The organism is Streptomyces sp. NPDC059080, assembly GCF_042739975.1.
GTDB lineage: Bacteria > Actinomycetota > Actinomycetes > Streptomycetales > Streptomycetaceae > Streptomyces > Streptomyces benahoarensis.
The window spans coordinates 30,158-42,952 of sequence record NZ_JBHYGX010000028.1 but is presented as its reverse complement, the minus strand read 5'-3'; the positions used below and the strand labels follow the sequence as shown (position 1 = coordinate 42,952).

The 12,795-nt window shown below is 71.7% G+C and carries 10 protein-coding genes; all 10 read left to right on the top strand.

Going from position 1 to position 12,795, the window contains the following annotated elements:
- Positions 1–18: 18 nt before the first annotated feature.
- The 10 genes from gdhA (at position 19) to gatB (ending at position 12,626) form a co-directional block, all read left to right on the top strand.
- Positions 19–1,395 (top strand): NADP-specific glutamate dehydrogenase, encoded by a 1,377-nt coding sequence (gene gdhA / locus ACFWWQ_RS21135; protein ID WP_384598326.1) that lies wholly within the window; start codon positions 19–21, stop codon positions 1,393–1,395.
- A gap of 134 nt (positions 1,396–1,529) precedes the next feature.
- Positions 1,530–2,072: a TIGR00730 family Rossman fold protein gene (locus ACFWWQ_RS21130; RefSeq protein WP_384598324.1), complete on the top strand. Its 543-nt coding sequence runs from the start codon at positions 1,530–1,532 to the stop codon at positions 2,070–2,072.
- Between the two features lie 105 nt (positions 2,073–2,177).
- A complete protein-coding gene (locus ACFWWQ_RS21125; RefSeq protein ID WP_384598322.1) occupies positions 2,178–2,867 on the top strand; it encodes an SDR family oxidoreductase in 690 nt (229 codons plus the stop codon).
- A 108-nt stretch (positions 2,868–2,975) separates the two neighbouring features.
- On the top strand, positions 2,976–4,025 hold the full coding sequence (locus tag ACFWWQ_RS21120) for a methionine synthase (protein ID WP_384598320.1): 1,050 nt from the start codon (positions 2,976–2,978) through the stop codon (positions 4,023–4,025).
- Positions 4,026–4,057: 32 nt separating this feature from the next.
- Complete coding sequence (ligA, locus tag ACFWWQ_RS21115) at positions 4,058–6,274, top strand: NAD-dependent DNA ligase LigA (RefSeq protein WP_384598318.1); 2,217 nt, start codon at positions 4,058–4,060, stop codon at positions 6,272–6,274.
- 157 nt (positions 6,275–6,431) lie between these two features.
- Positions 6,432–8,540, top strand: a complete 2,109-nt coding sequence (locus ACFWWQ_RS21110) for a putative bifunctional diguanylate cyclase/phosphodiesterase (RefSeq protein ID WP_384598316.1) — start codon at positions 6,432–6,434, stop codon at positions 8,538–8,540.
- Positions 8,541–8,973: 433 nt separating this feature from the next.
- A complete protein-coding gene (gene gatC, locus ACFWWQ_RS21105; RefSeq protein WP_030258164.1) occupies positions 8,974–9,270 on the top strand; it encodes an Asp-tRNA(Asn)/Glu-tRNA(Gln) amidotransferase subunit GatC in 297 nt (98 codons plus the stop codon).
- Positions 9,271–9,368: 98 nt separating this feature from the next.
- Entirely contained in the window at positions 9,369–10,862 is a 1,494-nt protein-coding gene (gene gatA, locus ACFWWQ_RS21100) for an Asp-tRNA(Asn)/Glu-tRNA(Gln) amidotransferase subunit GatA (RefSeq protein ID WP_384598314.1), read from the top strand.
- On the top strand, positions 10,859–11,101 hold the full coding sequence (locus tag ACFWWQ_RS21095; RefSeq protein ID WP_384598312.1) for a hypothetical protein: 243 nt from the start codon (positions 10,859–10,861) through the stop codon (positions 11,099–11,101). Before gatA ends, ACFWWQ_RS21095 begins: the two co-directional genes overlap by 4 nt.
- A gap of 16 nt (positions 11,102–11,117) precedes the next feature.
- Positions 11,118–12,626, top strand: coding sequence for an Asp-tRNA(Asn)/Glu-tRNA(Gln) amidotransferase subunit GatB (gene gatB / locus ACFWWQ_RS21090; RefSeq protein ID WP_384598310.1), 1,509 nt, complete (start codon positions 11,118–11,120; stop codon positions 12,624–12,626).
- Positions 12,627–12,795: the final 169 nt, after the last annotated feature.

Sequence of the window (12,795 nt, the reverse complement as noted above, 5' to 3'; positions counted from 1 at the left end):
AGGAAGGGGTCCGAAAGTATGTCGATTGTTCAGTCCGAGGGCCGCTCCGGAGTGCATCCGGGGTGGCACGAGGCCCTGCACGCGGAGCTGGTCCGGCGGAATCCCGGGGAGCCGGAATTCCACCAGGCGGCGCTGGAGGTGCTGGAGACGCTGGCCCCGGTGCTCGCGGCGCGGCCGGAGTTCGCCGAGGCCAGGATCGTGGAGCGGATCTGCGAGCCCGAGCGGCAGATCATCTTCCGGGTGCCGTGGCAGGACGATTCCGGGGCGACCCGCGTCAACCGGGGCTTCCGGGTGGAATTCAACAGCGCACTCGGTCCGTACAAGGGCGGACTGCGGTTTCATTCCTCGGTCAATCTCGGGATCGTGAAGTTCCTCGGTTTCGAGCAGATCTTCAAGAATTCCCTCACCGGCCTCCATATCGGCGGCGGCAAGGGGGGCAGCGACTTCGATCCGCACGGCAGGTCCGACGCCGAGGTCATGCGGTTCTGCCAGTCGTTCATGACGGAGCTGTACCGGCATCTGGGCGAGCACACCGATGTACCGGCCGGTGACATCGGTGTCGGCGGCCGCGAGATCGGCTACCTCTTCGGCCAGTACCGGCGGATCACCAACCGCTGGGAGGCCGGGGTACTCACCGGCAAGGGCCTCGGCTGGGGCGGCTCCAAGGCCCGTACGGAGGCCACCGGGTACGGCAACGTCCTCTTCACCGAGGAGATGCTGAAGCGTCGCGGCGAGGAGCTGGACGGCCGTCAGGTCACCGTCTCCGGCTCCGGCAATGTCGCCATCTACACCATCGAGAAGGCCCAGGCGCTGGGCGCACACGTCATGACCTGCTCGGACTCCGGCGGCTATGTCGTCGACGAGAAGGGCATCGACCTGCCGCTGCTCCAGGAGATCAAGGAGATCGAGCGCGGCCGCATCTCCGAGTACGCGGAGCGGCGCGGCAGTTCGGCCCGGTACGTTCCGGGCGGCCGGGTGTGGGACGTCCCCTGTGACGTCGCGCTGCCGTCGGCCACCCAGAACGAGCTGGACGCGGACGCCGCCCGGACGTTGATCCGCAACGGCGTCAAGGCCGTCTCGGAGGGCGCGAACATGCCGACGACCCCGGATGCGGTGACGCTGCTGAAGGACGCCGGTGTCGCGTTCGGGCCGGGCAAGGCCGCCAACGCGGGCGGCGTCGCCACCAGCGCGCTGGAGATGCGGCAGAACTCCGCGCGCGAGGCGTGGAGCTTCGAGCGGGCCGAGGGTGAACTCGCCGCGATCATGCGGCACATCCACGACACCTGCTACGAGACGGCCGAGCGCTTCGGTCTGCCGGGCGACTATGTCGCGGGCGCGAACATCGCGGGCTTCGAGCGGGTCGCGGACGCGATGCTCGATCAGGGCCTGATCTGACGCGCCCGGCGGCCCCGCCCAACGACGTGCGGGGCCGACGGTGCCGGTCGCCCGCCCGCCCGGCACGGCACCTCCGCGCCACCCCGGCGCGGCCGCCCGAGGGGCGCCGCACCCCGGCTCGTAAGCTGGCGCGTATGAACATCTGCGTCTTCTGCTCCGCCGCCGACCTCGACGACCGTTACGTCACCCCCGCCCGGCAGTTCGCCGAGCTGATCGGCAAGGGCGGCCACTCCCTGGTGTGGGGCGGTTCCGACACCGGCCTGATGCAGGTCATGGCGGACGGTGTGCAGGAGACCGGCGGACGGCTGATCGGCGTCTCCGTGGAGTTCCTGGCGCACAAGGCGCGCTCCGGCGCGGACGAGATGGTTGTCACCCGGGATCTCGCCGAACGGAAGGCGCAGCTGCTGGAGCGGGCCGACGCCATCGTGATCATGGTCGGCGGCACCGGCACGCTCGACGAGGCCACCGAAATCCTGGAGCTGCGCAAGCACGGGATGCACACCAAGCCGGTCGTCCTGCTGAACACCGCGGGCTTCTACGACGGCCTCAAGGCACAGTTCCAGCGCATGGAGGCCGAGGGCTTCCTGCCGCTGCCCCTGACCGAACTGGTCTTCTTCGCCGAGGACGGCGTGGGCGCCCTGGCGTACCTGGAGGAGCAGGCGGGCAGCACCGCCTGACCGGGCCCGCTCGCGCCATACGCCCAGGTCACCGGCTGTCCGGCGCTATGCGGCCCCTGCAGGGGTATGGGCGGAGTGCCCGCGGCGGCTCGTTAGGATCGGGGTATGGGTACGCACTTGATCACGGGCGCAGGGTCGGGCATCGGAGCGGCGGTCGCACGGCGGCTGGCGGAGCGCGGGGAGGACCTGTGGCTGCTGGCCCGGGACGTCGGGCGGGCCAAGGAGCTGGCCGCGCGGTACCCGGGCGCCCGGACGCTGGTGGGCGACCTCGCCACCCCGGAGAAGCTGGACTGGGCGCTGGGCAAGCAGCCGCTGCCCGAACGGCTCGACTCGCTGATGCACATCGCCGGCGTCATCGAGCTGGGCGCGATCGGTGACCTCGGCGCCAAGGCGTGGCAGCGGCAGCTCGCCGCCAACCTCGTCTCGCCCGCCGAACTGACCCGGCTGCTGCTGCCGCTGGTCCGCGTCGCCAAGGGGCACGTCGTCTTCGTCAACTCCGGCGCCGGGCTGCGCGCCAACCCCGAGTGGGGCGCGTACGCGGCCAGCAAGCACGGCCTGAAGGCGCTGGCCGACGCGCTGCGCGGCGAGGAGCACGGCAACGGCGTGCGGGTCACCTCCGTCTACCCCGGCCGGACGGCCACGCCGATGCAGGCCAGCACGCACCAGCAGGAGGGCAAGGAGTACGACCCGTCGCGCTGGATCGACCCCGAGTCGGTCGCGACGGCCATCCTCACCGCCGTCGACCTGCCGCGGGACGCCGAGATCAACGACCTCTCGGTCCGCCCGGGGCGCTGAGCACCGCGCCCCGGGGAACGCACGAGCCTCCGGGCGGCCCCGTGCGCCCCGTGCGCCCCGGGCGGGCCGCCCGCCACCGGGTGACGCGCCGCGTCATACGCTTCCGGGGTGAGCGAGAACAGCACGAGTGAGCGCAGTGGTACGGACGGGCGGGGCGGCGCGCGCCCCTGGGGCGCGGGGACGGCGACCGCCGTGGGCTCGATGCCCGGCGGCGACGCGCGTGAGGCGGTCAGGACCGTCACCGGCTCGTTGGAAAACTTCCCGCACCTCCCGGAGCTGCCCGCCCGCGGCCCCGGAGCCGACATGATCGGCCGGACCTGCGGCCTCCTCGTCGAGCTGTACGCCCATGTGGAGCCCAGCGGCTGGCGGATCAGCGACCGCCCCGGGCGCGACACCCGCCGCGCCCGCGCCTGGCTCGGCGAGGACCTCGACGCCCTGGAGGAGTTCACCCAGGGGTACGAGGGTCCGCTGAAGGTCTCCGCCGTCGGGCCGTGGACCCTCGCCGCCGCCCTGGAGCTGCGCGGCGGCGAGGCCGCCGTCAGCGACCGCGGTGCCTGCCGCGACCTGACCGCCTCCCTGGCCGAAGGGGTACGCGGCCATCTGGCGGACCTCCGGCGCCGGGTGCCCGGCGCGCGGCCCGTGCTCCAGCTCGACGAGCCGTCGCTCACCGCCGTCCTTCAGGGCCGGGTGAAGTCCGCCAGCGGTTACCGCACCCACCCGGCCGTCGACCGTGCCGACGTCGAGGCCGCGCTGCGGGCCGTCGTCGACGCGGCGGACGGCGTCCCCGTCGTCGTCCATTCGTGCGCGCCCGCCGTCCCGTTCGCGCTGCTGCGCCGGGCCGGTGCCGCGGGCATCTCGTTCGATTTCTCCCTGCTCACCGAGCGTGAGGAGGAGGCGATCGGCGAGACGGTGGAGGGCGGCATCGCTCTCTTCGCCGGGGTGGTGCCCGGCGTGGACGGCCGATTGTCAGACCCTGCCGGTAGCGTCATGGGTGTCAGGACGCTGTGGCGCAGGCTGGGGCTGACGCCGGGGACTCTCGCCGAGTCCGTGGTCGTCACCCCGTCGTGCGGGCTCGCGGGCGCTTCGCCCGCATACGCCCGCTCCGTGCTCGCCCACTGCGTCCGGGCCGCGACCTCGCTCGCAGACAACCCTGAGTGACGACCACTCACGGACCACGGGAGGACAAGACGGTGGCTGGCGAACAGCACGCAGTGGCATCGGAGGTGCCCGCGGCGGCGCGGGAGGAGCACGCGCAGCTCGCTGAGCAGATCGAGGAGCACCGCTTCCGGTACTACGTGAAGGACGCTCCGGTCATCAGCGACGCGGAGTTCGACCGGCTGCTGCGCTCCCTGGAGGCGATGGAGGAGGCACACCCCGGGCTGCGCACCCCGGATTCCCCGACCCAGAAGGTCGCCGGTGCGTACGCCACGGAGTTCACCGAGGTCGAGCACCGCGAGCGGATGCTCTCCCTCGACAACGCCTTCGACGACGAGGAGTTGGCCGCCTGGGCCGAGCGGATCGCCGGGGAGCTGGGCGGCGACCCGAAGAGCGCCGGATACCACTTCCTGTGCGAGCTGAAGGTGGACGGCCTCGCCGTCAACCTCACCTACGAGCACGGCCGCCTCACCCGCGCCGCCACCCGCGGCGACGGCCGCACCGGCGAGGACATCACGCCCAACGTCCGCACCATCACCGAGATTCCGCACCGCCTCACCGGCGAGCGGATCCCGGAGCTGGTCGAGGTCCGCGGGGAGGTGTACTTCCCCATGGAGAAGTTCCTGGAGCTCAACGAACGCCTCGTCGCCGACGGCAAGCCCCCGTTCGCCAACCCGCGCAACGCCGCCGCCGGTTCGCTCCGCCAGAAGGACCCCAAGGTCACCGCCACCCGGCCGCTGCACATGGTTGTCCACGGCGTCGGCGCCCGGCAGGGCTTCGCCATCGACTGCCAGTCGCACGCCTACGACCTGCTGCGCGAATGGGGCCTGCCCACCGCCGCGCACAACCGCGTCGTCGACTCCCTCGCCGCCGTCCGCGAGTTCATCGCCCGCCACGCCGACCCCGAGGTCCGCCGCACCGCTGTCGCGCACGAGATCGACGGCGTGGTCGTCAAGCTCGACGAGATCCCGCTCCAGGGACGGCTGGGCTCCACCTCCCGCGCCCCGCGCTGGGCCATCGCCTGGAAGTACCCGCCGGAGGAGGTCAACACCAAGCTCGTCGACATCCGAGTCGGCGTCGGGCGTACCGGCCGCGTCACGCCGTACGCCGTCGTCGAGCCGGTCACCGTCGCCGGGTCCGAGGTCGAGTTCGCCACGCTCCACAACCAGGACGTCGTCAAGGCCAAGGGCGTCCTCATCGGCGACACCGTCGTCATCCGCAAGGCGGGCGACGTCATCCCGGAGATCCTCGGACCGGTGGTCGATCTGCGCGACGGCGGCGAGCGGGAGTTCGTGATGCCCGCCAACTGCCCCGAGTGCGGTACGCCGCTGCAGCCGGCCAAGGAGGGCGACATCGACCTGCGGTGTCCCAACGCCCGCTCCTGCCCTGCGCAGATCCGCGAGCGGCTCTTCTACCTCGCCGGGCGCAAATGCCTGGACATCGAGAACTTCGGCTATGTCGCCGCCACCGCGCTCAGTCAGCCGCTGGAGCCCGCCGAGCCGCCGCTGAAGGACGAGGGCGACCTTTTCGGCCTCTCCATCGAGCAGCTGCTGCCCATCAAGTCCTTTGTCCTGGACCCGGATTCCGGTCTGCCCAAGCGGGATCCGAAGACCGGCGAAGAGAAGATCGTGACGTTCTTCGCCAACCAGAAAGGCGAGCCGAAGAAGAACGCCCTGGCCATGCTGGAGAACATCCAGGCCGCCAAGGAGCGTCCGCTGGCCCGGATCATCACCGGCCTGTCGATCCGTCATGTCGGCCCGGTGGCCGCCGAGGCGCTGGCCCGCGAATTCCGCTCCATCGACCGCATCCGCGAGGCCGACGAGGCGGAGCTGGCCGCCGTGGAGGGCGTCGGGCCCACCATCGCCGCCTCCCTCAAGCGCTGGTTCGAGGTGGACTGGCACCGCCAGATCATCGAGAGCTGGCGCGCGGCCGGTGTCCGTATGGAGGAGGAGCAGCAGGCCGACGAGGGCCCGCGCCCGCTGGAAGGCGTCACCGTCGTCGTCACCGGCACCCTGGCGTCCCACACCAGAGATGGCGCGAAAGAGGCCCTGCAGAGTCTCGGGGCGAAGGTGACTGGTTCCGTTTCCAAGAAGACCGGATTCGTCGTCGTGGGTGACAACCCCGGTTCCAAGTACGACAAGGCGATGCAGCTGAAGGTGCCCGTTCTGGACGACGACGGCTTCGCGGTGCTGCTGGAACAAGGGCCCGACGCGGCACGTGAGGTGGCAGTCACGCCGCCCGAGGAGGAGTGACAGGCCAGCCCCTTCGGCGCATACCAGAGTGATCGGGATGGCCGGGTCGCATTCGGGCAACCGCTGCCGATCGCTGCCCGTAGGGGCCCTTCGCGTCCTACTGTTGAGGGGTGCGCCTGCCGTGGCGCGGGCACAGCCGGCTGTGAGAGGGATCGGAATGAAACCGACCGACAGCGCCGCTCCGGCGTCGCGGCTCCGCCGGCTTGTCGTGCCCGCGCTGCCCGCCGCCTTCACGGTCCTCGCGAGCCTCACCCTCCTGACCGGGGTGATCTGGACGCTGGGCGAGCGGCGGGAGCTCTTCCCCTCCGGCACCGTCGGCTGGTCGCTCGCCGTCCTCACCGGCATCATCGTCGGCCACCTCGTCGCCCTCGGCCGCGACCGCTGGTGGGGCGGCACCGGCTCCGGCGCCGCCCTCGCCCTCGCCGTCGTCCTCCTCTACGGCTGGATGCCCGCCGTCCTGGTCAGCCTCGCCGTCGTCGTCCTCGTCGGTGCGGCCCGCCGCCACCGCTGGCGGCAGGCCGTTCTGCACGGCGCGGTCGACCTGCTGGGCGTGGGGGCCGCCGCCCTCGGCAGCACGGCCCTCGGCAGCACGGCGGCGGTCCGCCACCCCTGGCGGCCCGAAGCCTGGGACCTCTCCGTCCTCCCACAGGTCGTCGCGGCCGCCGCCTGCTATCTCCTCGTCACCCGCGGCCTGTTGTGGTGCACCCTGCTGCCGCGCGGCGGCGGCCTGCCCACCGTCACCCGGACCGCGCTGACCCGTCAGATGCTCGTCGGCGTCGCCCTGTTCGGCATCGCCCCGCTGATCGCCGTCACCGCCGACCACGCCCCGCTGCTGCTGCCGCTCTACGCCGTCCCGCTCATCGCCCTCGACTCCACCCTCTGGATCGCCCGCGCCCGCGCCGAGGAGCAGCTGCGCGATCCGCTCACCGGACTCCCCAACCGCCAGTGGCTGTTGGAGCGCACCTGGTCCGCGCTGGACGAGGCCGAGCGGATCGAGGCCCGGTGCGCCCTGGTCCTGATCGATCTCGACCGCTTCCGTTCGGTGAACGACACCCTCGGGCATCTCGCCGGTGACCGCCTGCTGCTACAGATCGCCGACCGGCTGCGCGACGCCCTCCCGCGCGGCGCCGAGGCGGCCCGTCTGGGCGGGGACGAGTTCGCCGTACTGCTCCCCACGGCCGATTCGCTCACCAGCGCCCAGCGGGTGGCCCGCAACCTCGTCGCCGCGCTGGGCTCCCCCCTCGACCTCGACGGTCTGACCCTCGTACTCGAAGCGAGCGCGGGGGTCGCCGTCTTCCCGGACCACGCCCTGGACGCCGAGGGATTGCTGCGCCGCGCCGACGTCGCGATGTACCAGGCCAAGCGGGACCGCAGCGGCGTCGAGGTCTACGAGGCCCAGCGCGACGGCAACACCCCTGACCGCCTCGGCCTCCTCGGCGATCTGCGCCGCGCCCTCGACGCCGGGGACGTCGAGCTGCACTACCAGCCGAAGGTCGGCTTCGACGGCCATGTCGCCGGCCTGGAGGCGCTGGTGCGGTGGGTGCACCCGGACCGCGGGCGGGTGCCTCCCGACGAGTTCATCGCCATCGCCGAGACCTCCGGCCTGATGCCCCGGCTGACGGAGTACGTACTGGAGACCGCGCTCGCCCAGGTGGCGCGGTGGCGGGCGATGGGCCTGGAGGTGCCGGTCGCGGTCAACGTCTCGCCGCGCGATGTGCACTCCCCGGGCTTCGCGGGCGCGGTCGCCGCCCGCCTCGCCCGGCACCGCGTACCTCCCGGAGCCCTCCAGTTGGAGATCACCGAGCATGTGCTGCTGGAGGACCCGCAGCGGGCGGCCGACACCCTCGCCGGGCTGACCGGGCACGGTGTCAAGATGTCCCTCGACGACTTCGGCACCGGCTACTCCTCCCTGGTCCATCTGCGGCGGCTGCCGGTCAGCGAGCTGAAGATCGACCGTTCCTTCGTGGCCCGGCTCGCGGTCGACAACGAGGACGCCGAGATCGTCCGCTGCACCCTCGACCTCGCCCACTCCCTCGGGCTGCTGGTCGTCGCCGAGGGCGTGGAGGACGACGAGACCTGGGAGCGCCTGCGCGACCTCGGGTGCGACGCCGTGCAGGGCTGGCTGGTGGCGGCGGCGATGCCACCGGACGAGACCACCGCCTGGCTGCGCGCCCGTGGCAAGAGCGGTTGGCACCGTGAATCGGAGAAGGCCGCCCTGGCGGCGGAGAAGACGGCAGACCGCCCTTCGGGACAGGTCCTGAACTGAGGACCCGGCCACCGGCCGTCCCACCTCCCCGCTCCGACCACACCGACCACACCGACCGGCCTTCGCCGGATGCGTCCGGCGAACCTGCCGCACCCGGTGAACCACCCCCGCCCGCCGCACCCGCCGAAGCCACCCCGCCCGGTGACCCCGACGCCCCGCCCGCCGGGAACCGCTGACCCCGGGCCACTGCGGCACCGGGCCACTGCGGCACCGGGCCCGTATCGGGCCGAGCCCGCGCCGAGCCCGTACCGCACCGGAGCACCCGCCCGCCGAGGGCACCCGGGCCGCCCCGCCGGTGCCGCCCGTCCGCCCCGCAGGAACGCCGGCGCGGCTCCGTACGCCGGGGCCATAGGATTGGGCCGTACAGATTCACGTAGATCTCCGACACTTCCACGTTCACGTAGAACTCCGAGAACCAGCAGAGGAACGCTGCATGCCTGGCATCACGCGCGAGGAGGTCGCCCACCTCGCCCGGCTGGCACGTCTGGAGCTGAAGGACGAAGAGCTCGACCACTTCGCCGGACAGCTCGACGACATCATCGGCGCGGTCGCCCGCGTCTCCGAGGTCGCCGATCAAGACGTACCGCCGACCTCCCACCCGCTGCCCCTGACCAACGTCATGCGGGCGGACGAGGTCCGTCCGTCGCTCACTCCCGAGCAGGCGCTCTCCGGTGCCCCCGCCCAGGAGCAGCAGCGTTTCAAGGTGCCGCAGATCCTGGGGGAGGAGTGACCGTGAGCGACGCACGCACGGCCACCGGGCCGCACTCGACCACGAAAGCCGCACCTCTGCGCCGCGCGGGCGGAGAAGCGAACGAAGAAGCAACGGCCATGGCAGACCTGATCAAGCTCACCGCCGCCGAGACCGCGGCGAAGATCGCCTCCGGCGAGGTCACCGCCGTCGAGGTGACCGAGGCCCATCTGGCCCGTATCGAGGCCGTCGACGAGAAGGTGCACGCCTACCTCCACGTCGACCGCGAGGGCGCGCTGGCCCAGGCCCGCGCCGTCGACGAGAAGCGCGCCCGCGGCGAGAAGCTCGGCCCGCTGGCCGGTGTCCCGCTCGCGCTGAAGGACATCTTCACCACGCGGACGATGCCCACCACCGTCGGCTCCAAGATCCTCGAAGGCTGGATCCCGCCGTACGACGCGACGCTGACCCAGCGCCTCAAGGACGCCGACGTCGTCATCCTCGGCAAGACCAACATGGACGAGTTCGCCATGGGGTCCTCCACCGAGAACAGCGCCTACGGCCCGACCGGCAACCCCTGGGACCTCACCAAGATCCCCGGCGGCTCCGGCGGCGGCTCCTCCGCCGCCCTCGCCTCCTTCCAAGCGCCGCTCGCCATCGGCACGGACACCGGCGGCTCCATCCGCCAGCCCGCCGCCGTCACCGGCACGGTCGGCGTCAAGCCCACCTACGGCGCGGTCTCCCGCTACGGCATGGTCGCCTTCTCCTCCTCCCTCGACCAGGGCGGCCCCTGCGCCCGTACGGTCCTGGACGCGGCGCTGCTGCACGAGGCGATCGCCGGCCACGACGAGCTGGATTCCACCTCCATCGACGCGCCGGTCCCGCCGGTCGTCGAGGCGGCCCGCAACGGCAGCGTGCAGGGCATGCGCGTCGGCGTCGTCAAGCAGTTCCGCGGCGAGGGCTACCAGGCCGGTGTGGTGCAGCGGTTCGAGGAGTCCGTCGAGCTGCTGAAGAGCCTCGGCGCCGAGATCGTCGAGCTGGACTGCCCCTCCTTCGACCTGGCGCTCTCCGCGTACTACCTGATCGCGCCGTCCGAGTGCTCCTCGAACCTCGCCCGGTTCGACGCCATGCGCTACGGCCTGCGCGTCGGCGACGACGGCACGAAGTCCGCCGAGGAGGTCACCGCCCTCACCCGTGAGGCCGGTTTCGGCGACGAGGTCAAGCGCCGCGTCATCCTCGGCACCTACGCGCTCAGCTCCGGCTACTACGACGCCTACTACGGCTCGGCGCAGAAGGTCCGCACGCTGATCACCCAGGACTTCGCGACGTCCTTCGAGAAGGTCGACGTCATCGTCTCGCCGACGACGCCCACCACCGCCTTCCCGATCGGTGAGCGGGCCGACGACCCGATGGCGATGTACCTCGCCGACCTGTGCACCATCCCGACGAACCTCGCCGGCAACGCCGCCATGTCGCTGCCCTGTGGCCTGGCGCCCGAGGACGGCCTGCCCGTCGGACTGCAGATCATCGCCCCCGCCATGAAGGACGACCGGCTGTACAAGGTCGGAGCCGCCGTCGAGGCCGCCTTCGTGGAAAAGTGGGGCCACCCGCTGCTCGAGGAGGCACCGTCACTGTGAGCAACATCGGCAAGAAGGCCAAGAACTTCAAGAAGTCGAAGTCCGGCGTGTACCTGTCGATCGGCACCACCGCGTTCGGCGCCTTCGGCGTGTTCAAGCAGGCCAGGGAGGCCCGCAACGAGCACGACACGCTGCGGCTGATCGACGCCGGCGTCTCCGCCGCGGCGATCGTCACCGGCCTGGCGATCCTCTACCGCGAACTGAAGCGCCTGGGCGACGACGACGTCCTGCTGGGCTGAGAGGGAAAGTTTCACCGTGACAGTCACTGACCTGGTGCCGTACGAGGACGCCCTCGCGTCCTACGACCCCGTCATGGGCCTGGAGGTCCATGTCGAGCTCGGCACCAAGACCAAGATGTTCTGCGGGTGCGCCACCACGCTGGGTGCCGACGCCAACGCGCAGACCTGCCCCATCTGCCTGGGCCTGCCCGGCTCCCTCCCGGTCGTCAACGCGATCGGTGTCGAGTCGGCGATCAAGATCGGCCTGGCGCTGAACTGCTCCATCGCCGAGTGGTGCCGCTTCGCCCGGAAGAACTACTTCTATCCGGACATGCCGAAGAACTTCCAGACCTCCCAGTACGACGAGCCGATCGCCTACGACGGCTACCTCGACGTACAGCTGGAGGACGGCGAGGTCTTCCGCGTCCAGATCGAGCGCGCTCACATGGAGGAGGACACCGGCAAGTCGACGCACGTCGGCGGCGCCACCGGCCGTATCCACGGCGCGTCCCACTCCCTGCTCGACTACAACCGCGCCGGTATCCCCCTCATCGAGATCGTCACCAAGCCGATCGAGGGCGCCGGAGAGCGGGCCCCCGAGGTCGCCAAGGCGTACGTCGCCGAGCTGCGTGAGCTGATCAAGGCCCTGGGCGTCTCCGAGGCGCGCATGGAGATGGGCCAGATGCGCTGCGACGTCAACCTCTCGCTGCGCCCGAACGGCACCGAGACGTTCGGCACCCGCTCGGAGACGAAGAACGTCAACTCGCTGCGCTCCGTGGAGCGGGCGGCGCGCTTCGAGATCCAGCGGCACGCCGCGGTCCTCTCCTCCGGCGGCACCATCCTCCAGGAGACCCGGCACTTCCACGAGGAGGACGGCTCGACGACGGCCGGCCGCATCAAGGACAACGCCGAGGACTACCGCTACTTCCCCGAGCCGGACCTGGTGCCGGTCGCCCCCGCGCGCGCGTGGGTTGAGGAGCTGCGGGCGGCCCTGCCCGAGCTGCCGCGGATCCGCCGCAACCGGCTGCGCGAGGAGTGGGGCGTCTCCGCCCACGACATGCAGTCGATCCTCAACGCCGGTGCGGTCGATCTGATCGTCGCCACCATCGAGGCGGGTGCCGGTGCGGCAGCCGCCCGTAAGTGGTGGATGGGCGAGCTGGCCCGCCGCGCCAACGAGGACGGCGTGGAGCTGGCCGCGCTGGCGATCACTCCGGTGCAGGTCGCCCGGGTCGCCGCGCTGGTCGACGAGGGTTCCCTCAACGACAAGCTGGCCCGGCAGACCATTGAGGGTGTGCTCGCCGGTGAGGGCGACCCGGACACCGTCGTCGAGAAGCGCGGCCTGAAGGTCGTCTCCGACGAGGGCGCGCTGGGCGCCGCCGTCGACGAGGCGATCGCGGGCAACGCCGCCATCGCCGACAAGATCCGCGGCGGCAAGGTTGCCGCGGCGGGCGCGCTGGTCGGCGCGGTCATGAAGGCCACCCGCGGCCAGGCCGACGCGGCCCGCGTCCGGGAGTTGATTCTCGAACGGCTTGCCGTGAGCGAATGATCGGACACAGCCCGGAGAAGCGGGGCGTCGAGGGCTGACGTCTTCCCGGCACACGAGCGGCGGGGGGGCCCCCCCCCCCCCCCCGGGCGCGGGGGCCCCGGCCCCCAGGCCCAGCGGGGCGAACGCCCGCCCAGCCACAGAATGTATATTATAAAAAAAAAAACCACCA

What these genes read in the sequence shown, in the direction of transcription:
- gatA (WP_384598314.1), top strand. Translation starts at nt 9,369, where the DNA reads ATGGCAGACCTGATCAAGCTCACCGCCGCCGAGACCGCGGCGAAGATC.
- ACFWWQ_RS21110 (WP_384598316.1), top strand. Translation starts at nt 6,432, where the DNA reads ATGAAACCGACCGACAGCGCCGCTCCGGCGTCGCGGCTCCGCCGGCTT.
- ACFWWQ_RS21130 (WP_384598324.1), top strand. Translation starts at nt 1,530, where the DNA reads ATGAACATCTGCGTCTTCTGCTCCGCCGCCGACCTCGACGACCGTTAC.
- gatC (WP_030258164.1), top strand. Translation starts at nt 8,974, where the DNA reads ATGCCTGGCATCACGCGCGAGGAGGTCGCCCACCTCGCCCGGCTGGCA.
- ACFWWQ_RS21125 (WP_384598322.1), top strand. Translation starts at nt 2,178, where the DNA reads ATGGGTACGCACTTGATCACGGGCGCAGGGTCGGGCATCGGAGCGGCG.
- gdhA (WP_384598326.1), top strand. Translation starts at nt 19, where the DNA reads ATGTCGATTGTTCAGTCCGAGGGCCGCTCCGGAGTGCATCCGGGGTGG.